The 26411-nt window shown below is 68.7% G+C and carries 24 protein-coding genes; 13 read left to right on the forward strand and 11 right to left on the reverse strand.

Annotated elements, in window-relative coordinates:
* Nucleotides 1-9: 9 nt before the first annotated feature.
* Nucleotides 10-480, reverse strand: a complete 471-nt coding sequence (locus ABD357_RS25235) for a GNAT family N-acetyltransferase (protein ID WP_344393150.1) — start codon at nucleotides 478-480, stop codon at nucleotides 10-12.
* A gap of 108 nt (nucleotides 481-588) precedes the next feature.
* Between ABD357_RS25235 and ABD357_RS25240 the strand changes: the two genes are divergently transcribed.
* Nucleotides 589-1053, forward strand: coding sequence for a MerR family transcriptional regulator (locus tag ABD357_RS25240; RefSeq protein ID WP_033320675.1), 465 nt, complete (start codon nucleotides 589-591; stop codon nucleotides 1051-1053).
* The gene (locus ABD357_RS25245; protein ID WP_344393151.1) at nucleotides 1053-2069 is read left to right on the forward strand and encodes an aldo/keto reductase; all 1017 of its coding nucleotides are present in this window, start codon (nucleotides 1053-1055) and stop codon (nucleotides 2067-2069) included. The genes ABD357_RS25240 and ABD357_RS25245 overlap by 1 nt, the downstream gene beginning before the upstream one ends.
* 42 nt (nucleotides 2070-2111) lie before the next feature.
* Here the strand turns inward: ABD357_RS25245 and ABD357_RS25250 are convergent, their stop codons facing one another.
* The 5 genes from ABD357_RS25250 to ABD357_RS25270 form a co-directional block, all read right to left on the reverse strand.
* Entirely contained in the window at nucleotides 2112-2816 is a 705-nt protein-coding gene (locus tag ABD357_RS25250) for a response regulator (protein ID WP_344393152.1), read from the reverse strand.
* Nucleotides 2813-4225 (reverse strand): sensor histidine kinase, encoded by a 1413-nt coding sequence (locus ABD357_RS25255; protein WP_344393154.1) that lies wholly within the window; start codon nucleotides 4223-4225, stop codon nucleotides 2813-2815. The genes ABD357_RS25250 and ABD357_RS25255 overlap by 4 nt, the downstream gene beginning before the upstream one ends.
* Nucleotides 4226-4335: 110 nt before the next feature.
* Entirely contained in the window at nucleotides 4336-5199 is an 864-nt protein-coding gene (locus ABD357_RS25260; protein WP_344393155.1) for a DUF4429 domain-containing protein, read from the reverse strand.
* A gap of 67 nt (nucleotides 5200-5266) precedes the next feature.
* Nucleotides 5267-6487: an alpha/beta hydrolase gene (locus ABD357_RS25265; protein ID WP_344393156.1), complete on the reverse strand. Its 1221-nt coding sequence runs from the start codon at nucleotides 6485-6487 to the stop codon at nucleotides 5267-5269.
* A gap of 134 nt (nucleotides 6488-6621) precedes the next feature.
* Nucleotides 6622-7287, reverse strand: a complete 666-nt coding sequence (locus ABD357_RS25270; protein ID WP_344393159.1) for a TetR family transcriptional regulator — start codon at nucleotides 7285-7287, stop codon at nucleotides 6622-6624.
* 188 nt (nucleotides 7288-7475) lie between these two features.
* Between ABD357_RS25270 and ABD357_RS25275 the strand changes: the two genes are divergently transcribed.
* Together ABD357_RS25275 and ABD357_RS25280 are read left to right on the forward strand one after the other, a co-directional pair.
* Nucleotides 7476-9098, forward strand: a complete 1623-nt coding sequence (locus tag ABD357_RS25275; RefSeq protein WP_344393160.1) for an MFS transporter — start codon at nucleotides 7476-7478, stop codon at nucleotides 9096-9098.
* A 285-nt stretch (nucleotides 9099-9383) separates the two neighbouring features.
* Complete coding sequence (locus ABD357_RS25280) at nucleotides 9384-9692, forward strand: small hydrophobic protein (protein WP_344393163.1); 309 nt, start codon at nucleotides 9384-9386, stop codon at nucleotides 9690-9692.
* A gap of 97 nt (nucleotides 9693-9789) precedes the next feature.
* On the opposite strand, the gene ABD357_RS25285 is transcribed toward ABD357_RS25280, so the two are convergent.
* Both ABD357_RS25285 and aceE read right to left on the reverse strand, forming a co-directional pair.
* Complete coding sequence (locus ABD357_RS25285; RefSeq protein WP_344393165.1) at nucleotides 9790-10554, reverse strand: potassium channel family protein; 765 nt, start codon at nucleotides 10552-10554, stop codon at nucleotides 9790-9792.
* Nucleotides 10555-10907: 353 nt separating this feature from the next.
* Nucleotides 10908-13655: a pyruvate dehydrogenase (acetyl-transferring), homodimeric type gene (aceE, locus tag ABD357_RS25290; RefSeq protein WP_344393166.1), complete on the reverse strand. Its 2748-nt coding sequence runs from the start codon at nucleotides 13653-13655 to the stop codon at nucleotides 10908-10910.
* Nucleotides 13656-14134: 479 nt separating this feature from the next.
* Here aceE and ABD357_RS25295 point away from each other — a divergent pair, with 479 nt between their 5' ends.
* The 6 genes from ABD357_RS25295 (at nucleotide 14135) to ABD357_RS25320 (ending at nucleotide 18678) form a co-directional block, all read left to right on the forward strand.
* The gene (locus tag ABD357_RS25295) at nucleotides 14135-14572 is read left to right on the forward strand and encodes a DUF3052 domain-containing protein (RefSeq protein WP_328771960.1); all 438 of its coding nucleotides are present in this window, start codon (nucleotides 14135-14137) and stop codon (nucleotides 14570-14572) included.
* Nucleotides 14573-14770: 198 nt separating this feature from the next.
* The gene (locus ABD357_RS25300) at nucleotides 14771-15229 is read left to right on the forward strand and encodes a peroxiredoxin (RefSeq protein WP_344393170.1); all 459 of its coding nucleotides are present in this window, start codon (nucleotides 14771-14773) and stop codon (nucleotides 15227-15229) included.
* 113 nt (nucleotides 15230-15342) lie between these two features.
* Entirely contained in the window at nucleotides 15343-15918 is a 576-nt protein-coding gene (locus ABD357_RS25305) for a TerD family protein (RefSeq protein ID WP_344393172.1), read from the forward strand.
* A 125-nt stretch (nucleotides 15919-16043) separates the two neighbouring features.
* Nucleotides 16044-16619, forward strand: a complete 576-nt coding sequence (locus ABD357_RS25310; RefSeq protein ID WP_344393175.1) for a TerD family protein — start codon at nucleotides 16044-16046, stop codon at nucleotides 16617-16619.
* A 49-nt stretch (nucleotides 16620-16668) separates the two neighbouring features.
* Nucleotides 16669-17811: a DUF475 domain-containing protein gene (locus tag ABD357_RS25315; protein ID WP_344393176.1), complete on the forward strand. Its 1143-nt coding sequence runs from the start codon at nucleotides 16669-16671 to the stop codon at nucleotides 17809-17811.
* Between the two features lie 126 nt (nucleotides 17812-17937).
* Nucleotides 17938-18678, forward strand: a complete 741-nt coding sequence (locus ABD357_RS25320; protein WP_344393177.1) for a TerD family protein — start codon at nucleotides 17938-17940, stop codon at nucleotides 18676-18678.
* A gap of 22 nt (nucleotides 18679-18700) precedes the next feature.
* On the opposite strand, the gene ABD357_RS25325 is transcribed toward ABD357_RS25320, so the two are convergent.
* Entirely contained in the window at nucleotides 18701-19540 is an 840-nt protein-coding gene (locus ABD357_RS25325) for a TerD family protein (RefSeq protein ID WP_344393178.1), read from the reverse strand.
* Between the two features lie 196 nt (nucleotides 19541-19736).
* Here ABD357_RS25325 and ABD357_RS25330 point away from each other — a divergent pair, with 196 nt between their 5' ends.
* The 3 genes from ABD357_RS25330 to ABD357_RS25340 all read left to right on the forward strand — a co-directional run bounded on the left by ABD357_RS25330 (nucleotide 19737) and on the right by ABD357_RS25340 (nucleotide 24313).
* Nucleotides 19737-20909, forward strand: coding sequence for an HpcH/HpaI aldolase/citrate lyase family protein (locus ABD357_RS25330; RefSeq protein ID WP_344393179.1), 1173 nt, complete (start codon nucleotides 19737-19739; stop codon nucleotides 20907-20909).
* 90 nt (nucleotides 20910-20999) lie between these two features.
* On the forward strand, nucleotides 21000-23492 hold the full coding sequence (locus ABD357_RS25335) for a phosphoribosyltransferase (RefSeq protein WP_344393181.1): 2493 nt from the start codon (nucleotides 21000-21002) through the stop codon (nucleotides 23490-23492).
* Nucleotides 23492-24313 (forward strand): HAD family hydrolase, encoded by an 822-nt coding sequence (locus ABD357_RS25340; RefSeq protein ID WP_344393183.1) that lies wholly within the window; start codon nucleotides 23492-23494, stop codon nucleotides 24311-24313. The genes ABD357_RS25335 and ABD357_RS25340 overlap by 1 nt, the downstream gene beginning before the upstream one ends.
* Before the next feature lie 383 nt (nucleotides 24314-24696).
* Here the strand turns inward: ABD357_RS25340 and ABD357_RS25345 are convergent, their stop codons facing one another.
* Nucleotides 24697-24918, reverse strand: coding sequence for an FmdB family zinc ribbon protein (locus ABD357_RS25345; protein WP_344393185.1), 222 nt, complete (start codon nucleotides 24916-24918; stop codon nucleotides 24697-24699).
* Nucleotides 24919-24962: 44 nt separating this feature from the next.
* A complete protein-coding gene (locus ABD357_RS25350; RefSeq protein WP_344393186.1) occupies nucleotides 24963-26390 on the reverse strand; it encodes a hypothetical protein in 1428 nt (475 codons plus the stop codon).
* Nucleotides 26391-26411: the final 21 nt, after the last annotated feature.

Raw genomic sequence — 26411 nt, forward strand, 5'->3', positions numbered from 1 at the left:
TTATGCGGCTCACAGCCTCAGCCGCATCGAGGGGTCGGGCTTACGCACGAAACCCATCGACGCGTACAGCGGCTCGGCCTCGGCGGAGGCGTTCAGATCGACGTGGGCGGCGCCCTTCTCGCGGAACCAGTCGAGGAGGCTCTCCATGCACGCGCGCGCGTACCCGCGGCGCCGCGCGTCCGGGTCGGTGGCCACGCTGAAGACGTACCCCACGCGGCCATGCGGATTGCCCGCCCGCCCGATCCGGTACTCGAGGGTCCCGACGACGAGCGCCGCGAGCGCGTCCGCCCGGTCGGGGTGGTCGACGACGAAGGCCGCGAAGTCCCCGTCCGCATCGGCGAGTCTGGCGCGTACGGTGGGCAGGGACTCGGCGTGCCACTCGGTTGAACCGTCCGCGCTGAAGACCGAGTCGATCATCACCTGACGCAGCCGGAGCACTTCTTCCGCGTCCTCGACCGTGGCACGCCGTACGAGACTCATGTCCCGCACGCTAATCACAGCACTCACGTCACGTCCTCCGGTTTTCTCACCGTATTCGCTTGGTATTCGCTTGCTTGGAGCGCACTCCAAGGTTTTAGCGTGGAGGCCATGACGGTGATGGAGACCACGAGTACTACCAGGACCGACAGTTGCGCCGGCCCGCGGCAGGTCGACCGACGCCCGGACGGACAGGACAAGTACACGATCAGCGAGGTCGTCGCCTTCACCGGTCTGACGGCGCACACCCTGCGCTGGTACGAGCGCATCGGGCTGATGCCGCACATCGACCGCTCGCACACCGGCCAGCGCCGCTACAGCAACCGCGACCTGGACTGGCTCGACCTCGTCGGCAAGCTCCGGCTGACCGGCATGCCGGTCGCCGACATGGTGCGGTACGCGGAGCTGGTGCGCGAGGGCGACCACACCTACGGCGACCGCTTCGAGCTCCTGAAGGCGACCCGGGAGGACGTCCTGTCCCGGATCGCCGAACTCCAGGACACGCTCGCGGTACTCGACCGAAAGATCAATTTCTACGCGGACGCCGGGCGTGCCCTGGCGTCGGAGAGGTCCTGATGACGGACAGCAAGATCGCGAAGGTGGAACTCGGCACGGGCGGCCCCGAGGTCGGTGTACAGGGCCTCGGCTGCATGGGGATGAGCTTCGCGTACGGCCCGACGGACGCCGACGAGGCACGGGCCACCCTGGAGCGCGCGCTGGAACTGGGCGTGACGCACTATGACACCGCCGATGCCTACGGCCAGGGCGAGAACGAGAAATTCCTGTCCCCGTTCTTCAAGGCCCACCGCGACGAGGTCGTCATCGCGACGAAGTTCGCCCTGGCGATCCCGCCGGACGAGCCGACGAAGCGCATCATCCGCAATGACGCGCCGTACATCCGCCAGGCCGTCGAGGCCAGCCTGAAGCGCCTGGACGTCGACGTGATCGATCTCTATTACATGCACCGCCGCGACCCGAGCGTCCCCATCGAGGAAACAGTCGGGGTCATGGCCGAGCTGGTGCGCGAGGGCAAGGTCAAGCACCTTGGGCTCAGCGAAGTCACGGGCGGCGAACTGCGCGCGGCGCAGGCCGTGCATCCGATCGCGGCCGTGCAGTCGGAGTGGTCGTTGTTCAGCCGCGACATCGAGGCCGGCGTCGTACCGGCCGCCCGTGAGCTGGGCGTGGCCCTGGTGCCGTACTCGCCGCTCGGCCGCGGCTTCCTCACGGGCTCCTTCGCCAACGCCGAGAAGGACCTGACCGCCGACGACTTCCGCCGTATGCAGCCCCGCTTCACAGGCGAGAACGCCGCCGCGAACGTGGCCCTCCTTGAGCCGATACGCGCGGTCGCCGACTCCCACAGCGCTTCGCTCGGGCAGATCGCGCTCGCGTGGGTGCAGCAGCAGGCGGCGAAGCACGGGCTGCCGGTCGTCCCGATCCCGGGCACCCGCAAGCGCAGTCGCATCGAGGAGAACGTGGCGGCCACCCGCATCGTCCTCGGCGAGGAGGACATGGCTCTGCTGGAGCCGATCGCCTCCAAGGTGGCCGGAACCCGGTACGCCGACATGACGTTCACCTCAGCCGGCCGGGAGTGAACGCAAGCCGGCGGTGAACCCGGTGGTCACGCCCGGCTTGCCCTACCGGTCGCCGGGCGTGACCAGCCCCGACTCGTACGCGAAGATCACCGCCTGCGCGCGATCGCGCAAGTCCAGCTTCGCCAAGACGCGGCCTATGTGGGTCTTCACCGTCTGCTCGGCCAGCACCAGGTGGTCCGCTATCTCCTGGTTGGACAGCCCGCGGGCAACCAGCTCCAGCACCTCCGTCTCACGCGGTGTCAGGCCCTCGAGCTGAACGGCCGGTTTCCTGCGCGGGGCGGGGCGCTGCTGCGCGAAGTCCGCGATCAGACGGCGCGTCACCTTCGGGGCGAGCAACGCGTCACCGGCGGCCACCACACGCACCGCCGCGATCAGGTCGGTGGGCGGCGCGTCCTTGAGCAGGAACCCGGAGGCTCCGGCACGCAGCGCTTCGTACACGTAGTCGTCCGCGTCGAAGGTGGTGAGCATCAGCACCTTCGGCCGGCTTACGGCGTCCTCGTGGTCCATGTACTCCTTGTGGTCCTCCTGCGGGTCCAGCAGCACGCGCGCCGCGGCCAGACCGTCCATCTCCGGCATCCGTACGTCCATCAGGACGACGTCGGGACGCGTGCCACGGGCCAGTTCGACGCCCTTTCTGCCGTCCGCCGCCTCGCCCACCACGTCGATATCGCTCTGCGCTGCCAGCAGGGCCGCGAAACCGGCGCGGACCATGGCCTGGTCGTCGACGATGATCACGCGGATGGTCATGACGTGTCGGGCTCCTTTGCTGGATCCACGGATTCCAGGGGTTCCACGGGTTCCTCCGCGGACGACGGGGGCTCGGCCACCGGCAGCCGGGCCGCGACTCGGAACCCCCCGTCGGGGAGCGGTCCGACATCCAGCGTGCCGCCGACCAGCCGGACGCGCTCGCCCATGCCGACCAGGCCGTGCCCGGTGCCGCTCGACTCCAGCCCCGAAACCGGCTTCGCCGCGGGCCCGTTGACGACGAGCACCGTCAGATGCCGGCCGTCGGTGGACAGCGACACCTGGGTGGGGGCGCCGGGGGCATGCCGCACCACGTTCGACAGGGCCTCCTGCACGATGCGGTACGCGGACAGGTCCACGGCCGGTGACACCTTCGACCACTCCTCCTCGTCCTTCTCGAGAACCGGCTTCGGAAGCGACAGTTCGACCGGGACACCGCCGCGTCTGGTCGCCTCGACGAGCTGACGCAGTTTGTCCAGGCCAGGCTGCGGGGCCCGCTCGTCCCGCGCGTCCTCACTACGCAGCACCTCGAGGAGCCGCCGCATCTCACCCAGCGAGTCACGGGCCCCGACGGCTATCGACTCGAACTCCGCCCGTACGTCGTCGGAGACACCGGAGAGCCGGTATGGCGCGGAGTCCGCCTGGACCGCTATCACCGTCATGTGATGGGCCACCACGTCGTGCAACTCCCTTGCGATACGGGCCCGTTCCTCCAGGAGCGTGCGCCGGGCGCGCTCGGCCTCGCTGATCGTCTCCTGCTCGACGAGCCGCCGCCGGGTCTCGCCGCGCTCGCGTATCAGGGCGCCCAGCAGCAGTGCGGCACCGCTGAGGACGATCATCAGCACACTGGTGTCCTGGCTGTTCACGGACCGCAGCGCGCCCAGCATGAGGCTCGCGGCCACGGTGGCCGCCCACACGCCGATCACGGTGCGGCGCGGCTCGCGCAGGGAGAGCGCCAGGCACAGCACCAGATAGCCCACGATGACCATGGCGGTGAAGGGAGAGGGCCGGCCGTCGTCGTGGTTCAGCAGCACGAACGCCCCGATGACGTCTGCCACGAAGACGATCCACCACGCGGTCAGCGGCCGACGCACAGCCAGCAGCAGTGGCGAGGCCTGGGCGAAGCCGAGCGCCCCGGAGAGACCGTCGTTCACCCCGTAGTCGCTCCCCAGGACCTGGGCCGTGACCGGCACCAGGACGGCGGCGAAGCCCAGCACGATCACGTACGGCAGCCTTCGCATCCAGCGCTTGGGGGCCTGCGCGAGGAGGGGCTCGGCCGCACCGCTCGGCGGGACGAAGGCCGTCGCGGCCTCACGCAGCGCGGCGAGCGCACGATGCCGCACCCCGGGCCCGGACCGCTCCTCGGCCGGTGCGCGGGGCTCCTGGCCGGGAGGAGTCGCTGCATTGCTCATGGCCCGATCAGCGTAGGCGCGAAGGTCCCACCACCGCGTCCTACCTGAGAGCCGGGCCGCACCTCATACCCAGGTACGACCGGTATGACGACGAGTCACCACACGTCCCGTCACAGCTCCGCGAGCAACTCCGCCTTCTTCGACGTGAACTCCTCGTCCGTCACCAGCCCCGCCTGGTGCAGCTCACCAAGGTGCCGGATCCGGTCGGCGATGTCCGCGGGATCGCGGTGGCGGGCGGACGGGGCGCCGTCACTCTTCGCCGGGGGCCCGGCCGCGCGTACCGCCGCGAGGACCGAGGCCGCGAAGGGCAGCGACTCGTGCACGGGCCCGTAACCGAGGCCGAAGACGACCGCCGCCGGGTCCTGGTCGGCCTGCGTGGGCTGGACGACGGACGGTTCGCGATGCAGCAGCCGCAGATGGCCCTCGAAGACCTCGGGCGAGCGCCATTCGACGCCGCTCAGCTCCGAGACCGCGAAACTCTGGTCGCCGGCCTTCCACTTGGCGGATGAGGCACCCGTCCAGAACCAGCGGAAGGACACCGACTTGCCGTCGAAGGAGGCCTTCCCGTCGTACGCCTTGAACTGCAGCGGCGTCTCGGGCGCGTTCACCAGATAGCGCTCCGCCACGGCCGCGTCGTCGGGCACGAGCTGGGCCCGCAGTTCGTCGGCGTAGTACTCGGCGAGTGTCTCGCGATCGCCGGGGAGCACCAGACGGTAGGGATCGCACGCTTCCTTGAGCTGTCCCGCCGCCGCCTCCATCAGCGGATCCGCGCCCGGTCTCGGTTCGGCGCGCAGGACGACCGTCCCGCGCTTGCCAGGGGTCAGCGTCACCGCTGCGATCGCCTCGATGGGGATACGGCGCTCGCCGAGCGCCTGGAAGAGCTTCGGCGTACGGATCCCCCGTTCGAAGCGGATGAGCACGGAGTCGGACTCGAACTCCCAGGCGGCATGAAATCCGGCCAGTACGTCACCCATGCGGGCCATCGTATGCGTCATGCGCTTCTTCGTCCCCTCCCCGTACGAACCGCGGTTTCTTCGTCCTCTACGCGCGTCCGGCTTCAGCCATGTCGGACAAACCCTTCTGGCACACGTCATCCTCGTGTGCGCAGCTCACCGCCCGGTACGCGCCAACGCCGATCTCGGCGAAGTTGCGCAGGCTCTCCGTACCCGGCTCGAAATAGCCGGCGTGACCCTTCGCGCCCCAGGCGGACAGCACCCGCGCCCCGAAGCCCGAGGACACCGGATCGGCGCCGTGACCGAGCCAGCCGACCTCCATATAGGGCACGTCCTGGATCCAGTCGTCGGAGTCCCGCGTGGCCCACACCCGTGCGGAGGTGTGCAGCTGCGAGGCGTTCGCGACCCGCATCCCGGGGCTGCCCGCGACCGCTATGTCGGAGACCCGGGACGGCAGCGTGTCCGCGGCGACGCCGCAGACCACGGAGCCGTAGCTGTGGCAGTACAGCGCGATGGGCGAGCGGCCAGGCAGCGTCCGTACGAGCGTGTTGAGCCGGACCGCGCCCTCCTCGGCGCGTACGCCGGTGGCCGCGTCCATGCCCAGCCCGCTGGGCGCCGTGTAGTCGGCCCAGGCGATCACGGCCGTACGCGTACTCGGGCTCGCCGCGCGCTCCTCCAGGTACAGGGACCTCGCCATACCGACGGGCGCGGAGAACTCGCGGTCGGTGCGCTGGAAGTTCAGTACGTCCGTGTCGACGCCCGGAACGACGACCGAGACGCGCTGCGCTTTGCCCAGGTCGCCGAAGACCTCGGCGATCCGGCCCGCGCCCAGCGGGTCGAAGGCGAGGATCTGACGGTCCTTGTGCAGCAGGTCCTCGTAACGATGCATACGGCGCCCCGCCTCGTGCTGGCCCGCGGGCGAGAGCCGTTCGTCGTGCATGCGTTGTCGCTCGGTCTCGCGTGCCTCGTCGAGCGCGATGTGGTTGGCGCGGTAGCGAAGTCTCACCGGCGCCCCGTTCATATTGCCGACCGCGAGCGGATGGCGGGCGGCGAGCCGGTGGCGCTGGTGGACGTCGAGCGAGGCGAAGAAGCGGGCGAGGCGGGCCGGAGCGGCGCCGGGGTCCGGCAGCGCGCGTCCGCCGATGCTGCCGCGTTCCCAGGCGGAGAGGGAGGCCTCGAGCGGCGTCGCGGCAGCTCTGTGGTTGCGTACGACGGTCCAGCCGGTGGTCGCCAGCATGACGAAGACGACGGCCAGAGCAAGGAGAGCGCGCCAGACGTTGAGTTGGGGAGGGGAGTCGAAGGAAGTCACTGGGAGGACACACTAAGAGAACAAGAGTGTCTCGCGTTAACCGAGTGAGGGGGATCACGTTTCTCACTGGGTAATTGGGGCAAACCGGGCTCAGTGGGAGTTAAAGTGTCACGCTGTGTAGGCGAGTTGAAGCGTCACACTGTGTCGCCGCCCGCTTCGTCTTGTGTGTTCCAGTCTTTGGTCAACGCGGGCCCCACCTGGTCGAGATAAGCGGTGATCAGCGCGCGAATCGCCTCGACGCTGAGGTCGTCGCCGGCGCTCCATCGCTGCCCGGTCACTCGCATCACTCCGCTGAACACGGCCACCGCCACGCGCGGTCGCGGATCGGCGTCCACGTCCAGGCCCTCACGCTCGGCGATCAGTCGGGCGAGCTTCTCCTCCAGCACCGCGGTGCGGCGCAGATGGACGGCGAGCAGTGCGGGCGTCGACTCGATCAGCTGGAAGGTGCGCATGTGCAGTTCGACCGGGATGACGCTCTCAATGGTCTCGTTCAGGGTGTCCCAGTTCTCCAGGACGGCCCGGCGCAGCGCCTCCAAAGGGCTCTCGTGGGGCGGACGTTCGCGCACCAGGTCGAGGAAGTGCGCCTCCGTCATCTCCAGGACGGCGAACGCGGCCTCCTCCTTCCCCGCGAAGTAACGGAAGAACGTGCGCTGTGACACATCGACGGCTTCGGCGATCTCGTCGACCGTCGTCCGCTCGTACCCCTTGCTCGTGAACAGCTCCAGAGCGGCCCGTACCAGCGCGTCCCTGGTCCGCTGCTTCTTGCGCTCGCGCAGCCCGGGGCGGGGCAGCGTGTCCATGGGCCCTCCCTTCCGGACTGTCCGAACTGTTCGCACCAAGCCTTGCTCGCTCCCTAGCCTTGCCCAAGCCTTGCCCGCGCCTTGCCCACGCCTTTTTGTCCAGCTCACCCTATCCGTGAGTGACGTGACAGTTACCGACTTGTGAATTGGTTTGTCAAGTGTCAGTGGCTGTCATTAGCCTCGAAGGCATGACTAGTCAGACCACTGTCGACACGACGGGCTCGGGGGACAAGACGCCAGTCGTCCCGTCGGACCGGACGCCGGACCGGGGGCTTCGCGGCCACCCCTGGTTGACCCTCATCACCGTGGCCGTAGGCGTCATGATGGTCGCCCTCGACGGCACCATCGTGGCCATCGCCAACCCGGCCATCGCCACGGACCTGGGCGCCACCTTCGCCGACGTCCAGTGGATCACCAACGCGTACTTCCTCGCGCTCGCCGTCACGCTGATCACGGCGGGCAAGCTCGGCGACCGGTTCGGACACCGGCAGACCTTCCTCATAGGCGTCGTGGGGTTCGCGGCGGCCTCGGGCGTCATCGGGATGTCCAGCTCCATCGCCATGGTCATCACGTTCCGTGTCTTCCAGGGCCTGTTCGGCGCGCTGCTGATGCCGGCCGCGCTCGGACTGCTGCGGGCCACCTTCCCCGCCGAGAAGCTGAACATGGCCATCGGCATCTGGGGCATGGTGATCGGCGCCTCCACCGCGGGCGGCCCGATCCTCGGCGGCGTGCTGGTCGAGCACGTCAACTGGCAGTCCGTCTTCTTCATCAACGTCCCCGTCGGCATCCTGGCCGTCGTCCTCGGCGTGGTGATCCTCACCGACCACCGTGCCGAGAACGCGCCGCGCTCCTTCGACCTGCTCGGCATCGGACTGCTCTCCGGCGCCATGTTCTGCCTGGTCTGGGCGCTGATCAAGGCCCCCGAGTGGGGCTGGGGCGACGGTATGACCTGGACCTTCCTGGGCATCTCCGTGCTCGGCTTCGCGCTGTTCGCGCTCTGGGAGACGAAGGTCAGGGAACCGCTGATTCCGCTGGCCCTGTTCCGTTCCGTACCGCTCTCGGCCGGTGTGGTCCTGATGGTGCTCATGGCCATCGCCTTCATGGGCGGCCTCTTCTTCGTCACCTTCTACCTGCAGAACGTGCACGGCATGAGCCCCATCGACGCGGGCCTCCACCTGCTCCCCCTCACCGGCATGATGATCGTCGGCTCGCCCCTCGCGGGCGCCATGATCACCAAGGTGGGGCCACGCATCCCGCTCGCGGGCGGCATGGCGTGCACGGCCATCGCCATGTACGGCATGTCGACGCTGGAAAAGGGCACCGGCAGCGGCGTCATGTCGATCTGGTTCGCCCTCCTCGGCCTCGGACTCGCGCCCGTCATGGTCGGCGCCACCGAAGTCATCGTGGGCAATGCGCCGATGGAGCTCTCCGGTGTCGCCGGCGGTCTCCAGCAGGCGGCCATGCAGATCGGCGGCAGCCTCGGTACGGCGGTTCTCGGCGCCGTGATGGCCTCCAAGGTCGACAACGACCTCGCGGGCAACTGGGCGGACGCCAAGCTTCCGCCGCTCAACGAGGCCCAGCTCCACCAGGCCTCCGAGGCGGTCCAGGTCGGCGCCGCGCCGGTTCCGCCGGACACCCCGGCCCCGATCGCGGAGAAGATCACGGAAGTCGCCCACGACACGTTCATCTCCGGCATGAGCCTGGCCAGCCTGGTCGCCGCAGGGGTCGCCGCCGTCGCGGTCCTCGTCGCCTTCCTCACCAAGCGCGGCGCCAACGCGGACGCCGCGGGGCCGGGGGCGGGGCACATCTAGGGCGCCGTTCACCCACCGAGTCTGACGCCCCGTCGAGTTCACCCGGCGGGGCGTTCGCCTATCAGGGTGACAGGTGTCCGTACGACTTTCGTACGGGCCTTGTCGGCGGCCAGAGTGGTTCAACTGATCCGTACGCCACGGCAGTCGGGCCAGGCCGCGGCGCGCCGCCGGAGGGGGATGGCGCGCCGCGGATTCAACTGCGGTTCCAGAGAGCGGGTCTAGGGATTACGAACCGGGGTACTCGCCGCTTCGAGCCCGAACCGGCAGCAAAAGTCCAGGGAGTTGATGATGGCGGGCTTCGGACACACCACGCGCAAGCACCCCCGCTCACGTAGCCGGACGTGGTCACGGAGTGGGCCGGATCGCGCGACGCTCGGAATCATCGGAGCCATCTGCGCGGTCGCCGGCTTCTTCGCGCTGGGCATCATTCTCGGCCCGGTGGCGATCGCCTGCGGCTGGCTCGCCATGGGACGCAGCTGGAGCGGCGCCCGCCCGGTACCGGCACTGATCGCCGTGGTGCTGGGCACGATCGACACAGTCCTGGCGATCGTCTGGCTCGCCGGGGCAGGGACTCCCGCGGCCGGAATGTTCTGATCCGCGGTCCGCGGGACGTGAGGGAGCCCCGCGCTCCGTCAGGGGCGCGGGGCGGGCACCTGTACAGGGCCCGTATACAGGGCCCTGTATACGGGCCCTATGTACGGCCCTTCTCGGGGACCTTCCCCGAGGTTCCCGAGGTTTCGGACAGCGCGGCGACCTGGGCGCGCAGCGCCCGTACCTCTTCCGCGAGAGCCTCGATCGCGGCCGTCTGCCGTCGCTCCTCCAGGTCGTCCGACTCGAAGCGGGCGATGAACCAGGCCGCGATATTGGCGGTGACGACCCCGAGCAGGGCGATCCCGGCGAGCATCAGCCCGACCGCGATCAAGCGACCGAGGCCGGTCTTCGGCGCGTGGTCGCCGTACCCGACGGTCGTCATCGTGGTGAACGACCACCACACCGCGTCACCCATCGTCTTGATGTTGCCGCCCGGCGACTCCCGTTCGGCGGACAGCACGGCGAGCGAGCCGAACATCATCAGCGCCACCACGGCGCCCGCGACGTATGTGGTGAGCCGGATCTGTGTGGCCATCCTGGCCCGCTGCCCGACGAGCAGCACCGTGGCCACGACCCTGAGCAGCCGTAGCGGCTGGATCAGCGGCAGCAGTACGGCGCACAGGTCGAGCCAGTACGTGCGCACGAACTCCCCGCGCCGCTCGGCCAGTACGAGCCGTACGAGGTAGTCGAGGGAGAAGGCTCCCCACACGACCCACTCCATTGCCTCGCACGCGTCTGTCACGCGCTGACTGGCCTCGGGCCGAACGATCGGCACCGCGTAGGCGACGGCGAACACCACCGCCATCACCATTAGCGGCCGCTGAGTACGTCGTTCCCAACGAAGTTGCGCCGATGTCTCGTCCATGCTCGCATTATCGGGTGCGGGTTGAGTGTGGTTGCTCGCGCAGTTCCCCGCGCCCCTGGGGTGGGTGGGTCGGGGCCGTGGGCCGGTGCGTCAGCCCGTCGCAGGCCGGGCGTACGACCCGGTGTCGGTACACCGTGCGGGTGACCTGAGACAGAACCTGAGCGACGGGCATACGACGCACCGGCCCACGTCCCCTCCCGCCGGTGGGAGGGTGCGGGCACGTTGTGGCTGGTGAGCATGGTGACTGGCGGCTCCGGAGCGCCCCTTTAGGGGCGCGGGGAACTGCGCGACCAGCCACAACGGACCTGCAGTCAAGAAACGGACCTTGGAACCGCCCCCCCCAAACGGAGCGCTTACGCATCGCCTCCCGCGGCACCCGGATCCGCCGCCGAAACATCCAGCAGCTGATACCGGTCGACGGCCTGCTTGAGGGCCGAGCGGTCGACCTTCCCCTCGCGGGCGAGTTCCGTGAGGACCGCGACCACGATCGACTGGGCGTCGATGTGGAAGTAGCGGCGAGCCGCACCGCGGGTGTCCGCGAAGCCGAAGCCGTCCGCCCCCAGGGACTGGTACGTACCGGGCACCCAGCGCGAGATCTGATCCGGAACCGCCCGCATCCAGTCGGAAACGGCCACGAACGGACCCTCGGCGCCCGACAGCTTCCGCGTCACATACGGAAGTCGCTGCTCCTCCTCGGGATGGAGGAGGTTGTGCTCCTCCACCGACACAGCTTCGCGCCGCAGCTCGTTCCAGGAGGTCGCCGACCAGACGTCCGCCTTGACGTTCCACTCCTCGGCGAGGATCTTCTGCGCCTCGACGGCCCACGGCACCGCGACACCGGACGCCATGATCTGCGCCGGAATGGAGCCCGAAGTGCCTGCCGAGAAGCGGTGGATGCCCTTGAGGATGCCTTCGACGTCCACGTTCTCGGGTTCGGACGGGTGCTGGATCGGCTCGTTGTAGACCGTGAGGTAGTAGAAGACGTCCTCGCCGTGCGGGTGCTCCTCGGAGGAGCCGTACATCCGGCGAAGGCCGTCCTTCACGATGTGCGCGATCTCGAACCCGTACGCCGGGTCGTACGCGACACAGCCCGGGTTGGTGGAGGCGAGTAGCTGTGAGTGGCCGTCCGCGTGCTGGAGACCCTCACCGGTCAGCGTCGTACGGCCGGCGGTCGCGCCGAGTACGAAGCCGCGCGCCAGCTGGTCGGCCATCTGCCAGAACTGGTCGCCGGTGCGCTGGAAACCGAACATCGAGTAGAAGACGTAGACCGGGATGAGCGGCTCGCCGTGCGTGGCGTACGCCGAGCCCGCCGCGATCAGCGAGGCCGTACAGCCCGCCTCGGAGATGCCGTCGTGCAGCATCTGCCCGGTCGGCGACTCCTTGTACGCGAGCAGCAGATCGCGGTCGACGGCCTCGTACTGCTGCCCCAGCGGGTTGTAGATCTTCGCACTCGGGAAGAATGAGTCCATGCCGAACGTGCGGTACTCGTCCGGCGCGATCAGCACGAATCGCTTGCCGATCTCCTTGTCCCGCATGAGGTCTTTCAGCAGCCGTACGAACGCCATGGTCGTGGCGATCGACTGCTGACCCGAGCCCTTCTTCACGCTCGCGTACGTCTTGTCCTCGGGCAGCGCGAGCGGCTTCGAGCGCACGACGCGGGTCGGGACGTAACCGCCCAGGCCTTTGCGGCGGTCGTGCATGTACTGCATCTCCTCCGAGTCGGGACCCGGGTGGTAGTACGGCGGCGGGCCGTCCTCCAGCTCCTTGTCGGAGATCGGCAGGTGCAGCCGGTCGCGGAAACCCTTGAGGTCGGCGACCGTCAGCTTCTTCATCTGGTGGGTCGCGTTGCGGCCCTCGAAGTTCGGGCCGAGCGTCCAGCCCTTGATGGTCTTGGCGAGGATCACCGTCGGCTGGCCCTTGTGGGCGCGGGCCGCAGAGTACGCCGCGAAGATCTTCCGGTGGTCGTGACCGCCGCGACCGAGGTGCAGGATCTGGTCGTCGGTCATGTTCTCGACCATCGCGCGCAGCCGGTGGTCGTCACCGAAGAAGTGGTCGCGGATGTACGCGCCGGTCTCGGTGGCGTACGTCTGGAACTGGCCGTCCGGCGTGGTGTTCATCTTGTTGACCAGCACACCGTCGCGGTCCTGGGCAAGCAGCGGGTCCCAGGTGCGGTCCCAGACCAGCTTGATCACGTTCCAGCCGGCGCCCCGGAACTGCGACTCCAGCTCCTGGATGATCTTGCCGTTGCCGCGTACGGGCCCGTCGAGCCGCTGGAGATTGCAGTTGACGACGAAGGTCAGGTTGTCGAGACCCTCGCGTGCGGCGATCGACAGCTGGCCGAGCGACTCCGGCTCGTCCATCTCGCCGTCGCCGAGGAAGGCCCACACATGGGACTTGGAGGTGTCCGCGATGCCGCGTGCCTCCATATAGCGGTTCATCCGCGCCTGGAAGATCGCGCCCAGCGGGCCGAGGCCCATGGAGACGGTCGGGAACTCCCAGAAGTCGGGCATCGAGCGGGGGTGCGGGTAGCTGGACAGTCCGTCCGGATACTTCGACTTCTCCTGGCGGAAGCCGTCGAGCTGCCGCTCGGAGAGGCGGTCGAGCATGAACGCGCGTGCGTAGATGCCCGGCGAGGCATGGCCCTGGAAGAAGACCTGGTCGCCGCCGTCGCCCTCGTCCTTGCCGCGGAAGAAGTGATTGAAGCCCACGTCGTACAGCGAGGCGGATGAGGCGAAGGTGGCGATGTGGCCGCCGACGCCGATGCCGGGGCGCTGGGCCCTGGACACCATCACGGCCGCGTTCCACCGGGTCGCGTTGAGGATCTTGCGCTCGATCTCCTCGTTGCCGGGGAAGAACGGCTCGTCCTTGGTGGCGATGGTGTTGACGTAGTCCGTGCTGCGCATCTCGGGCACGGCCACACGCTTCTCGCGGGCCCGCTCGATCAGGCGCAACATCAGATACCGGGCTCGCTCCCGGCCACGCTGGTCGACAGCGGCATCGAGGGAATCGAGCCACTCCTGGGTCTCTTCGGGATCGAAGTCAGGTACCTGACTCGGAAGGCCGCCAATGATGATCGGGTTGCGATCGGGTCCGGAAGCCACGCTGTTCCTTCGCTTTCAGGGAGGCCGTTCTTCTCGGTTCTTCTTCTCGGCTCTGCTTGGTCCTTGCTCGGTGTTCTCGCCGCTGTCCTCGGGGCTCGCACCGATCCCCATCGTGTACCTCGGAAACGGAAACGTCACCTCTACCGAGGGGTAACCGGGGCGTTCGCGCGGTTCCCCGTGGATGAGCCCGGCGAATCGCAACGATACGCCCGACCCGTGACGCGGTCCGCAAAGCCATTCGAGTCCCGTACCCTCGAAGGGTTCCGAAATTCACAAAGCGGGCAGAACGCTGTGGTGTGTGTCACCCGGAGTCGTGATTGGCTGTCGGGAGTTGCGGCGACACCGCCAGGATCGTCACCGTTTCGGCGGTCTCGACGGCCGGGTACTTGCGCGATCCGTCCCGCCCGTGTGGACTACGGCCAATGCTGCGCGCACGCGCGTGGCTTGAACCTTTACCAAACATGATCAGGAGGCAACCCGTGAGCGCGACCGCGGACCACGCGGAGGAGCGGACGAGCCTGGCCGCCAGGCTGGGGTTCCAGCCCGAGCAGGTGGTCCAGGAGATCGGCTTCGACGACGACGTCGACCAGGAGCTCCGCGAGGCCATTGAGGAAGTGATCGGCAGCGAGCTCGTGGACGAGGAGTACGACGACGTCGCCGACGCCGTGGTGCTCTGGTTCCGTGACGACGACGGCGACCTGACGGATGCGCTGGTGGATGCCACCACGTACGTCGAGGAGGGCGGCGGCATTCTGCTGCTGACGCCGAAGACCGGCCGTGACGGCTATGTGGAGCCGAGCGATATCGCCGAAGCCGCGACAACCGCGGGGCTGTCCCAGACCAAGAGCATCAGCGTGGGCAAGGACTGGAGCGGTAGCCGGCTGGCTACGCCGAAGGCGGCCAAGTCCAAGAGGTGACGTTCTCGTCGTACCGGAGGGGCTCGCGTGTTGCGGGCCCCTCCGGGTTTTCAGCGGCTCCGTCCCGGGGCGCGACCAGCCACGACGCACCCGCAGTCGAGAAACGGCCTGCCTCCCCCTTGGGGGGCCTGGGGGCGCAGCCTCCAGTGATCGTAGGGTGGGGCTGCTCCACTACCCCCAGGAAGGGATGGCAGGACTATGGCGATCGAGGTTGGCGACAAGGCTCCGGAGTTCGAGCTCAAGGACAACCACGGGGCCACCGTGACGCTCTCCCAGTTCCGCGGGGCGAAGAACGTCGTGCTGCTCTTCTATCCCTTCGCCTTCACGGGGGTGTGCACCGGAGAGCTGTGTGCTCTGCGTGACAACCTGCCGAAGTTCGCCGACCGTGAGACCCAGCTGCTCGCCGTGTCCAACGACTCCATCCACACGCTGCGCGTCTTCGGTGAGCAGGAGGGGCTGGAGTACCCGCTGCTGTCCGACTTCTGGCCGCACGGTGAGGTCTCGCGGGCGTACGGCGTCTTCGACGAGGACAAGGGCTGTGCGGTGCGCGGGACCTTCATCATCGACAAGGAGGGCGTCGTCCGCTGGACCGTGGTGAACGGTCTGCCGGACGCGCGTGATCTGAACGAGTACGTGGAGGCGCTAGACACTCTGTGATTCTTCGGGCGCAGGGCCTGCGTCAACGGGGAACCCCTCACTAGGATCGACACGTTGATCCGATACCAACGCACTACGGGGCTCCCCGCCCCTGGACACCATTGGGAGGACTCGTGGGAGTCAGCCTCAGCAAGGGCGGCAACGTATCGCTTTCGAAGGAGGCGCCGGGCCTTACCGCGGTCATCATCGGTCTGGGGTGGGACGTTCGCACCACCACCGGCACCGACTTCGACCTTGATGCCAGCGCCATCCTGGCGGGCGCGGACGGCAAGGTCACCAGCGACGCCAACTTCGTGTTCTTCAACAACCTGAAGAGCCCGGACGGCTCGGTCGAACACACCGGTGACAACATCACCGGTGAGGGAGAGGGCGACGACGAGCAGATCAAGATCAACCTCGCCGCGGTTCCGGCCGACGTCGACAAGATCGTGTTCCCGGTCTCGATCTACGACGCCGAGAACCGTCAGCAGTCGTTCGGCCAGGTCCGCAACGCGTTCATCCGCGTCGTGAACCAGGCGGGCGAGGCGGAGATCGCCCGGTACGACCTCTCAGAGGATGCCTCGACGGAGACTGCAATGGTCTTCGGCGAGCTGTACCGTCACGGCGCGGAGTGGAAGTTCCGCGCCATCGGCCAGGGTTACGCCTCGGGTCTGCGCGGTATCGCGCAGGACTTCGGCGTCAACGTCTGAGCCTTTTCGGTCTCTGCCGCAGAGGGCAGGACCTGCCGCTTCACCTTCCGTCCGGCGTCGCACACCACGAGTGCGGCGCCGGACGTGCTCGACAACCAAAGGCTTGACCGGGGAGGAACAGGAACATGGGCGTCACGCTCGCCAAGGGGGGCAATGTCTCCCTCTCCAAGGCCGCACCGAACCTCACGCAGGTGATGATCGGGCTCGGCTGGGATGCGCGCTCCACCACCGGAGCCCCCTTCGACCTCGATGCCAGCGCGCTGCTGTGCAACTCGGGGCGGGTGCTCGGTGATGAGTGGTTCATCTTCTACAACCAGCTCAAGAGCCCGGACGGCTCGGTCGAGCACACCGGCGACAACCTCACCGGCGAGGGCGAGGGCGACGACGAGTCGATCCTGATCGACCTCTCCAAGGTGCCGGCCAACGTCGACAAGATCATCTTCCCGGTCTCGATTCATGACGCCGACAACCGCGGCCAGACCTTCGGCCAGGTCAGCAACGCCTTCATCCGCGTCGTCAACCAGGCCGACGGCCAGGAACTGGCCCGCTACGACCTCTCCGAGGACGCCTCCACGGAGACCGCGATGATCTTCGGCGAGGTCTACCGATATGGCGCGGAGTGGAAGTTCCGGGCCGTGGGACAGGGGTACGCATCGGGGCTGCGAGGCATCGCTCTAGACTTCGGAGTCAACGTTTCGTAAAGCCGCGCACGGCGCGGGGGAGACCCGTACACAGATGATTGGGTAGCCAGTGGTTCTGAAAACCTTCGGCTGGTCGTTCGCGGTCACCGCGCTCGGCCTGGTCGCAGCGGTGCTGTTCGGCGGATGGACCGCGTTCGGGATCGTGCTGATCCTTTCCATCCTCGAGATCTCGCTGTCCTTCGACAACGCGGTGGTCAACGCCGGGATCCTGAAGAAGATGAATGCCTTCTGGCAAAGGATCTTCCTCACCGTCGGCATTCTGATCGCCGTCTTCGGAATGCGGCTCATCTTCCCCGTGGTGATCGTGGCGGTCAGCGCCTCCCTCGGTCCCATCGAGGCCGTCGACCTGGCGTTGAACAGTCCGGACCGCTACGAGGAGTTGGTGACCGACGCCCACCCTGCGATCGCGGCCTTCGGCGGCATGTTCCTGCTGATGATCTTCCTCGACTTCATCTTCGAGGACCGTGACATCAAGTGGCTGGGCTGGATCGAGCGTCCGCTGGCCAAGCTCGGCAAGGTCGACATGCTCTCGGTCTGCATCGCACTGATCGTCCTGCTGGGCACCGCGCTGACCTTCGCCCAGAACGCCCATCTGCACGCCGGGAGCGCCAACAAGGCGGAGACGGTACTGCTCTCCGGAGTCGCCGGACTCATCACGTATCTGGTCGTCGGCGGTCTCTCCGGCTTCTTCGAGAACCGGCTGGAGGAATCGGAAGAGCGCGACCACGAGCACGAGGAGGAGGCCAAGCGGGAGGGGAAGCCGGTCTCCGCGGTGGCGCTGGCCGGCAAGGCGGCCTTCTTCATGTTCCTCTACCTGGAGGTCCTGGACGCCTCGTTCTCCTTCGACGGTGTCATCGGCGCCTTCGCCATCACCAACGACATCGTGCTGATGGCCCTCGGCCTCGGTATCGGCGCCATGTACGTCCGGTCGCTCACCGTCTACCTGGTCCGCGAGGGCACGCTCGACGACTACGTCTACCTGGAGCACGGCGCGCACTACGCGATCGGCGCGCTCGCCGCGATCCTGCTGATCACCATCCAGTACGAGATCAACGAGATCATCACCGGTCTCATCGGCGTCGTCCTGATCGCCTGGTCCTTCTGGTCCTCGGTCCGCCGGAACCGCGAACTGGCGGCAGCCGAGGGAAAAGCTGACACCTCGGACAAGGCCGAAATCTCGTCCGGGGTGTGACGACCCTCCTGTTGAGGAACGCTCTGAGGCGGGGCGGCCACGAGGAAGTCCTCATGGCCGCCCCGTCGTCGTAGCTGTTGTACGCGTCTGTATTCGTCGAGGTGAACACCTAACCGTGGGGGTGGAATGAGCTTCTGGGACGGTCTGTGGCGTGGTGGGCGATCGACGCAGTTCGATTCGGGGAGCGCGGCGACCAACGCCATCACGCTGACCAAGCGGAACCAGACGGTCTCGCTCACCAAACAGGGCGCGGCCACCGGCAATCTGCGTATCAACCTGTCCTGGCGGATGCGCACTTCCGACATAGGCGGCGGCCGGCGCGAAAGCCTGCTGCGCCATCCCTTCCAGGCGTTCAAGCCCGAGGTGGTGCAGGCGCACACCGAGAGCATGGTCAACGTCGACCTCGACCTGGGGTGCCTGTACGAGCTGACGGACGGCACCAAGGGCGTCGTACAGCCGCTGGGCAGCTTCTACGGAGAGCTCAACGCAGCGCCGTACGTGAAACTCAGCGGCGATGACCGCTTCGGCTCGGGCTCCGGCGAGACGATCTTCATCAACCTCGACCACCGGGAGCAGATCAAGCGGCTCCTGATCTTCGTCTACATCTACGACCAGACCCCGGCCTTCGACCGTACGCACGCCATCGTGACCCTCTATCCCAGCAACGGCCCGCGGATCGAGGTCGGCCTCGACGAGCGCCACCCGCAGGCCCGTTCCTGCGCCGTGGTCATGATCGAGAACGTCAAGAACGAGCTGATCGTGCGGCGCGAGGTGAAGTTCGTGTACGGGTTCCAGGCCGAACTCGACCGGCTTTATGGGTGGGGGCTCCAGTGGGGGCGCGGTTACAAGGCGAAGGCCGACCGTTAACGCCGGTTCGGCGGGGGCGCCCCTAACGCCCGACGAACTGCGGCCCCTGCGGCGGCAGTTTGAACTCCGGGTCGGGGAGGGCCGGGACCGGGTGCGGGTAGCCGTACGCGGGCTGGGCCGTCGCCGCGGCGGGCTGGGACGGGGCGGTTTGCGGATAGGCGTACGAGGCTGGGGAGGCCGGCTGCGGATAGCCGTACGCCGGCTGGGTCGTGGACTCCGGAGGGTAGCCGTACGCGGGCTGCGACGGCTGCTGGGGCAGACCGGAGGCGGCGGGCTGCTCGGGCGGCAGCGGCATCGAGTTGCCGACGGACGCGGGCTCGGACTCGTCAACCGTGATGCCGAAGTCGCTCGCCAGGCCCTCCAGGCCGTTCGAATAGCCCTCGCCGAGCGCCCGGAACTTCCAGCCCTCCCCGCGCCGGTACAGCTCGCCGCAGATCAGCGCGGTCTCCTCGCCGGTCTCCGGCTTGATGTCGAAGTACGCCAGCGGCTCACCGTCGGCGAGGGCGGCGTCGTACAGCAGGATCCGCAGGGCGGGGACGCGGTCGAAGGTGACGCCCTCCGCCGAGGCGACCAGGAGGATTCGCGTCACGGCCTTGTCGACGCCCGCCAGATCCGACTGGATCGTTTCGGTGAGCCCCTCGGCGACCCGCTTCTTGCCGAGCCTCCAGACCTTGCCCGAGGGGTGCCGGGGCTGGTTGTAGAAGACGAAGTCCTCGTCGGATCGCACACGATCGTCGGGCCCGAGGAGCAGCGCCGAGGCGTCCACGTTCGGAACGCCCTGCCCCGGCGCCCAGCGCAGTACGGACCGTACCGCCTTGGCGTCCAGCGGTACGTTCGACCCTTTCAGCATCGCGTGCGTCATGCGGTCATCCTGCCTTCTCGGTCCTGGTCACGACAACGCGGGTGCGTCACAACCCGTTCGATGTGACGCTGGAGGATATGGCTGTGTTCGTGTGCGTTACCTGAATTTCATGCCGGGCGGGAACCTCGGACATGGATCCCTACGTACTATTACCGGCCACATATCGTCAGGCCGCTCAGCCGCCCCGGGGAGTCTCATGCGTCATTTCGGGCACATCGCTCCGGAGGTGCGGCAGCGCCTCTTCCATCAGGAACCCTGCGTCTTCACCGCGGAATCCCCGGCCCGGATGCTTTCCGTGGCCCTCGGCGCCACGCTGTACAGCCCCGCGACCAGACAGCGGCTGGCCGAGGACATCGTGAAGCAGACCGGGCGCGGCGTTGTCTCGATGGTGCTGTGCCTGGAGGACTCCATAGACGACGCGGAGGTCGCGGGCGCCGAGGAGAATCTGGTCCGGCAGTTCCGGGACCTGGCCGAGCGCTGCCCGGAGACCGAGCTGCCGCTGCTGTTCATCCGCGTCCGTACGCCGGAGCAGATCCCGGATCTCGTCGAGCGGCTCGGCGACGCGGCCCGGCTGCTGTCCGGCTTCGTGCTGCCGAAGTTCACCGAGGAGCGGGGCGTGCCGTTCCTGGAGGCGCTCACCGCGGCCGAGGCCGCGAACGGGCGGCGGCTGTTCGCCATGCCCGTCCTCGAATCGCCGGACCTGCTGTACCGAGAGTCCCGCGTGGATACCCTCGCGGGCATCTTCCGCGCCGTCGACAAGTACCGCGACCGCGTCCTCGCGCTCAGGCTCGGCGTCACCGACTTCTGCTCCTCCTACGGGCTGCGCCGGGCGCCCGACATGACCGCGTACGACGTGCAGATCGTGGCCTCCGTGATCGCCGACGTGGTGAACGTGCTGGGGCGGGCCGACGGCACCGGTTTCACGGTGACCGGGCCCGTGTGGGAGTACTTCCGGGTCCAGGAGCGCATGTTCAAGCCGCAGTTGCGCCGCAGCCCCTTCACCCCGGAGGCCGAGGACCTGCGCAACGCGCTGATCGAGCACGACATGGACGGGCTGCTGCGCGAGATCTCTCTCGACCGGGCCAACGGGCTGCTCGGCAAGACCTGCATCCATCCCTCGCACGTACTGCCCGTCCATGCTCTGTCCGTGGTCAGTCACGAGGAGTACAGCGACGCCCAGGACATAGCGCGGCCCGAGCGTGGCGGCGGAGGCGTCATGCGGTCCGCGTACACGAACAAGATGAATGAGGTGAAGCCGCACCGCGCCTGGGCCGAGCGCACCCTGCAGCGCGCCGAGGTCTTCGGCGTCGCGAACGAGGACATCGGCTTCGTGGAGCTGCTCGCCGCCGGACTGACCGGCCAGACATAGGGATTTGCCGCCGGGCTGCCCGGCTGAACTCACCGCTGATGTGCCCGGCTGGACTCACTGCCGGGCTGCCCGGCCGAACACAGGGATTTAATGAGAAACGTGGTGTGGACAGGTACCTGGGTCGCCGAGCGGCTCGGCGTCGAACTCGTCGGTGACGAGAAGCTGAGCGAGCTGCTGGGGCTTGCCCTGCGGCGCAACCCCAAGCGCGCGCATCTGCTGGTGTCGAACGTGCTGGGCAAGCACGTACCGCAGAGCCCGCGCACGGTGTGGCAGACCGGGTACGAACTGGGCCACCGGGTGCGCGAACTGCTCGGCGACGCGGGGGCGCGCCGGGCCGTGGTGCTCGGGTACGCGGAGACGGCGACGGGCCTCGGCCACTCGGTCGCGGACGGCCTGGGCCTGGCGCCCTATCTGCACTCGACGCGGCGCCCCGTCGAGGGAGTCGAGCGGGCGGGCGGCTTCGAGGAGTCCCACTCGCACGCCACCTCGCATCTGCTGCTGCCGGAGAAGCCCGGGCTGCTCGCGGGCGACGGGGCGCTGGTCCTCGTGGACGACGAGTTCTCCACGGGCAACACCGTGCTCAACACGATCCGCGCGCTGCACGAGCGCTACCCGCGCGAGCACTACGTGATCGTGGCGCTCGTCGACATGCGCTCCCCGGCGGACCAGGGCCGCCTCGAGGCCTTCGCCCAGGAGATCGGGGCCCGCGTGGACCTGGTGGCGGCGGCATCGGGGACGGTGCGGCTGCCCGACGGCGTACTGGAGAAGGGGCAGGCCCTGGTCACCGAGCACGAGTCGGCCGCAGAACCGCTTCCGGAGCATCCGGGGCTGCCGGGGCTTGCGGAGCGCGGCACTTTCGCGCGCGTGGAACTCGGCTGGCCGCAGGACCTGCCCGACGGCGGCCGGCACGGCTTCACCCCCGAGCACCGCATACGCCTGGAGGGCGCGCTGCCCGCCATGGCCGCGCGGCTCGCGGACGCGCTGCCGGACGACGCGCGCCGTGTACTCGTCCTCGGCTTCGAGGAGTTGATGTACGCGCCGCTGCGGCTCGGCGTCACGCTGGAGGAGCTGACCGGCGCCGAAGTCCACTACTCGACCACGACCCGCTCCCCGGTCCTCGCCGTAGACGACCCCGGTTACGCGATCCGCAGCCGCCTCGTCTTCCCTGCCCACGACAATCCGGACGACGGCCCCGGCGAGCGCTATGCCTACAACGTCGCAGGCGGCGGATTCGACGCCGTCGTCGCAGTGGTCGACTCGGTCGCAGACACGCCCGAACTGCACGCCCCGGACGGCCTGTTGGCGCGGCTCGCGGCACACACCCCGAGCGTGCTGCTCGCCGTCGTCCCCTCGTACACACCGTCGTACGCCGCTGCCCTCACCTCGTCGTACGCCCCCACCCCGCAGCTGTCCGAAAGGCCCGCCATGCTGCCCGAGCCCCTTCGCGGCCCCGACTTCTCCTCGTACGCCCCTGACGAGGTCGGCTGGCTGCTCCAGGACCTCTCGGACGTGACGCTGGAGGCGCCGACGGAGGAGCGCGAGGAGGCGATCCAGAGCGGGGGCGCGCACTACGCGGAGTCGCTGCCGGTGGAGTACCAGCCGAGCGACCGGTACCAGGAGCTGTTCCGCGCCGCGCTGGACACCTCGGCCGCCCGCATCGCCCGGGCGGCGGGCGCCGTCACCGAGACCGTGCTGGCGGAGCGGTCCCCGCGCCCCGTCCTCGTGTCGCTCGCCCGCGCCGGCACCCCCATCGGCATCCTGATGCGCCGCTGGGCCCAGCACCGGCACGCGCTCGACCTGCCGCACTACGCCGTCTCCATCGTGCGCGGGCGGGGCATCGACGCCAACGCGCTGCGCTGGCTGGCCGCCCACCACGACCCGGCCGATGTCGTCTTCGTGGACGGCTGGACCGGCAAGGGCGCCATCACCCGCGAACTCGCCCAGGCCATAGAGGAGTTCGAGGCCTCCGACGGCATCACCGGCTTCGACCCGGAGATCGCGGTGCTCGCCGACCCCGGCTCCTGCGTCCGCACCTACGGCACCCGCGAGGACTTCCTCATCCCCTCCGCCTGCCTCAACTCGACAGTCTCCGGACTCATTTCGCGCACGGTGCTCCGTGCCGACCTGGTCGGGGAGCACGACTTCCACGGCGCGAAGTTCTACCGCGAACTCGCCGGCGCGGACGTCTCCGTCGACTTCCTCGACGCCATCGCCGACCGCTTCGACGAGGTCGGCGACGCGGTCGACACCCTCGTCAAGGAGTTGCTCTCCATGGACCGCAGCCCAACCTGGGAGGGCTGGGCGGCAGTTGAGCGGATCAGCGAGGAGTACGGCATCCATGATGTGAACCTCGTCAAGCCGGGCGTCGGCGAGACGACCCGCGTACTGCTGCGCCGCGTCCCCTGGAAGATCCTCGCCCGTGCGGGAGCGGGCGCCGACCTGGACCATGTACGCCTGCTCGCCGAACAGCGCGGTGTGCCCGTCGAGGAGGTCGCCGAACTCCCGTACACCTGCGTCGGGTTGATCCACCCCAAGTACACCCGCGGGGCGACCGGCGCCGACGGCAAGGCGGTGACGGTCTGATGTCCTCGCCGAAGGTGGTCGTGGCAAGCGACCTCGACCGCACCCTCATCTACTCCGCTGCCGCACTCGCGCTGCCCCTGCCGGACGAGCGTGCGCCGCGGCTGCTGTGCGTCGAGGTGTACGAGAGCCAGCCCCTGTCGTACATGACCGAGACCGCGGCCGCACTGCTCACCGAACTCGGCGAACTCAGCGACGAGGCCCTCTTCGTACCGACCACGACCCGTACGCGTCAGCAGTACCGCCGCATCCGACTCCCCGGCCCCGCACCGAAGTTCGCGATCTGCGCCAACGGCGGCCATCTCCTCGTCGACGGCGCCTCGGACCCGGAGTGGCACGCGCAGGTCACCGAGCGGCTGGCCGGCGAGTGCGCCCCGCTCGCCGAGGTCCGGGACCATATGACCGCCACCGCCGACCCCACCTGGGTACGCAAGCACCGCGTCGCCGAGGATCTCTTCGCATACGTCGTCGTCGAGCGCGAACTGCTGCCCGAGGACTGGGTGAAGGAACTGGCCGTCTGGGCGGAGAACCGAGGCTGGACCGTCTCCCTCCAGGGCCGCAAGATCTACGCCGTACCGAAGCCGCTCACCAAGAGCGCCGCGATGCACGAGATCGCCCGCCGCACCGGAGCCGACCTCACCCTCGCAGCCGGCGACTCCCTCCTCGACGCCGACCTCCTGCTCGCCGCGGACCGGGGCTGGCGTCCGGGACACGGTGAACTGGCCGATGCGGGCTGGACGCCCCCCGGGGTCACCTCTCTTCCGGAACGGGGTGTCGCCGCGGGCGAGCGGATTCTGCGGGAGTTCCTGCGGGAGGTGCGGTAGGGACCTCAACAGCGGCTGCAGCGGACGAGGGTTGATTACAGTCGTTGGTTTTTGCCCAGGTTTCCTGGTTTTGGCTTCGTATCACGATCTGTCGGCGGCCGGGCCGGTACGCGCTGTTTTCACATGATTGAGCGATAGGCGAACTGATCTGTGGATAGCGCGCGTTGGGCTTCCCTAACCTCCTGGGTACGGAACTCTTTCGTCTGTCGGTGGCCGCGCGCCGGGTGGGTCTGCATCCCGACACGCTGCGGGTCTGGGCGGATACGGGCCAAGGCGGTCAACCGCAGCTCGCAATTACGGTTTTCCGCAGTGTGCCCTGACCTGAAGCCCTGCGGGCAGGAGCGAGGAGGGGAGCGCGGCTGCGTGGCGCCAGGAAGTCAGGGTCAGCCGCAGCAGCCCCCGCCGCAGCACCCCCCGCCGCTCGCCTTGGGCGCCGGTGCGGTCGCGGGCGCCGAGGCCGATCCGCCGACGGCGACCGTCGACAGCAGCTTCACCGTGTCGTCGTGGCCGGCCGGGCACGACGCGGGGGCGGACGACTCCGCCATGGGGCGGCTCTTCTCGAAGGTGTCACCGCAGGTCCGGCAGCGGTATTCGTAGCGAGGCATACGGACAGATTAGCGGGCGACAGCGCCCTGACGGGGCGAGCGCTTCACGCGGAGTGCCCCCGCTCCTCGCGGATCTGCGCCACCACCCGGGACACCGTCCGCCGCACGGCCTCCGTCTCGGTCAGGAAGTGCCAGTAATCGGGGTGCCGTCCCTCCAAGGTGGCGACGGCCCGCTCCAGACGGCCCACCGAGTCGTCGAGCGGGCGGGCGTGACGCGGGTCGGGCGTATGACGGCCTGCCATCGCCAGCCGCTGGGCGTCGCGGATCGCGAAGCGTGTGCGGTCGATCTCGCGCTGTGGATCCTTCTGCACCTCGTTCAGCCGCCGCAGTCGGTCCCCGGCCGCGGACACGGCCTCGTCGGTCGTGTTCAGCAGCGCCCGCACCGTGGACAGCAGTGCCGTCGCGTCCGCCCAGCGCTGCTCGTCGCGCGCCGCCCGCGCCTCCGTCAGCTTCGACTCGGCCTGCCGTACCGTCTCGGCGGCCTGGCCCGGTACGTGCTGAAGGTCCTGCCAGCAGGCGGCCGTGAACCGGCGCCGCAGCTCGCTCAGCACCGGATCCACCTGCCCGGAACGGGTGGTGAGGGCCTGGGCGCGCGTCCGCAGGGAGACCAGGCGGCGGTCGATCTCGGCGGCCCGCTCCGGCAGCCGCTCGGCCTCCGCGCGCACCGCCTCGGCGTCGCGCGCGACCCGGTCGGCGCGCTCCAGCGTCTCCGGGACGCCGTGCTGCCCGGCGCCTTGATTGAGCTTGGTGAGCTCGGGACCGAGGGTGGCGAGGCGGGCTGCCAGGTCGTCGGCCTTGAGCCCTGAGCCCCGTACGGCATCCAGGGCGTTCGAGGCGGCGAGAAGGGCCTGGCGGGCGCGCTCGACGGCCGGGGCGAGCCGGGCCAGCTGGGTCTCGGCCTTGCCGATCAGCGGGCCGAGCCCGTCGGTGAACCGGTCCAGCTCCTGCTTGACGCGGGCCAGTTCGTCCTTGGCCTTCGTCAGCTCTGTACGCGCCCGGGCCGCGACGGAGGCCTCCAGGTCGTCGCGGTCGAGGTCGTGGGCGTCGACCGCGTTGATGTACGTATGGCTGACCTCGTCGATACGACGCCCCAGCGCGTCGAAGTCGGCGACCGCGCGCCGGGCGGCGGGGGAGTTGTCGACGGCCGTGATGGTCTCGATCGAGATGCGCAGATCGCGCTGCGCGGTGTCGAGCTCGTAGAAAGCGGCTGCCGCGGCGTCCTTGGCCGCCTGCGCCTCGGCCCGCTGGCTCTCGGAACGGCCGCCGAACCACCGCCGTGTCCCGCCGCCGGTGAACGCGGCGGGGAGCGTGAGCGCGAGCAGCGGGAGCGGAAGGAGGACCAGGGTCAGGAGGTCACGGGCGGTGCCGCGCGTGCTCGGGGCCCTCGCGGCCCTCAAATCGGGACGGTGACGAGGTAGTTGCTGTGCCCATGGCACAAACGGCGTGTACGGCTGTGAAGGTGTCGCCGTCACATCCCTCTCCCGTGCTGTGGT

Origin of the sequence: Streptomyces vastus (assembly GCF_039532825.1) — a bacterium.
Taxonomy (GTDB): domain Bacteria; phylum Actinomycetota; class Actinomycetes; order Streptomycetales; family Streptomycetaceae; genus Streptomyces; species Streptomyces vastus.

Excerpts from the sequence above, each read along its gene's own strand:
- ABD357_RS25235 (WP_344393150.1), bottom strand. The coding sequence starts at position 480 with ATGAGTCTCGTACGGCGTGCCACGGTCGAGGACGCGGAAGAAGTGCTC.
- ABD357_RS25335 (WP_344393181.1), top strand. The coding sequence starts at position 21,000 with ATGAGAAACGTGGTGTGGACAGGTACCTGGGTCGCCGAGCGGCTCGGC.
- ABD357_RS25340 (WP_344393183.1), top strand. The coding sequence starts at position 23,492 with ATGTCCTCGCCGAAGGTGGTCGTGGCAAGCGACCTCGACCGCACCCTC.
- ABD357_RS25300 (WP_344393170.1), top strand. The coding sequence starts at position 14,771 with ATGGCGATCGAGGTTGGCGACAAGGCTCCGGAGTTCGAGCTCAAGGAC.
- ABD357_RS25240 (WP_033320675.1), top strand. The coding sequence starts at position 589 with ATGACGGTGATGGAGACCACGAGTACTACCAGGACCGACAGTTGCGCC.
- ABD357_RS25325 (WP_344393178.1), bottom strand. The coding sequence starts at position 19,540 with ATGACGCACGCGATGCTGAAAGGGTCGAACGTACCGCTGGACGCCAAG.
- ABD357_RS25250 (WP_344393152.1), bottom strand. The coding sequence starts at position 2,816 with ATGACCATCCGCGTGATCATCGTCGACGACCAGGCCATGGTCCGCGCC.
- ABD357_RS25285 (WP_344393165.1), bottom strand. The coding sequence starts at position 10,554 with ATGGACGAGACATCGGCGCAACTTCGTTGGGAACGACGTACTCAGCGG.
- ABD357_RS25320 (WP_344393177.1), top strand. The coding sequence starts at position 17,938 with ATGAGCTTCTGGGACGGTCTGTGGCGTGGTGGGCGATCGACGCAGTTC.
- ABD357_RS25310 (WP_344393175.1), top strand. The coding sequence starts at position 16,044 with ATGGGCGTCACGCTCGCCAAGGGGGGCAATGTCTCCCTCTCCAAGGCC.
- ABD357_RS25280 (WP_344393163.1), top strand. The coding sequence starts at position 9,384 with ATGATGGCGGGCTTCGGACACACCACGCGCAAGCACCCCCGCTCACGT.
- ABD357_RS25275 (WP_344393160.1), top strand. The coding sequence starts at position 7,476 with ATGACTAGTCAGACCACTGTCGACACGACGGGCTCGGGGGACAAGACG.
- ABD357_RS25345 (WP_344393185.1), bottom strand. The coding sequence starts at position 24,918 with ATGCCTCGCTACGAATACCGCTGCCGGACCTGCGGTGACACCTTCGAG.
- ABD357_RS25270 (WP_344393159.1), bottom strand. The coding sequence starts at position 7,287 with ATGGACACGCTGCCCCGCCCCGGGCTGCGCGAGCGCAAGAAGCAGCGG.
- ABD357_RS25260 (WP_344393155.1), bottom strand. The coding sequence starts at position 5,199 with ATGGGTGACGTACTGGCCGGATTTCATGCCGCCTGGGAGTTCGAGTCC.
- ABD357_RS25330 (WP_344393179.1), top strand. The coding sequence starts at position 19,737 with ATGCGTCATTTCGGGCACATCGCTCCGGAGGTGCGGCAGCGCCTCTTC.
- ABD357_RS25245 (WP_344393151.1), top strand. The coding sequence starts at position 1,053 with ATGACGGACAGCAAGATCGCGAAGGTGGAACTCGGCACGGGCGGCCCC.
- ABD357_RS25255 (WP_344393154.1), bottom strand. The coding sequence starts at position 4,225 with ATGAGCAATGCAGCGACTCCTCCCGGCCAGGAGCCCCGCGCACCGGCC.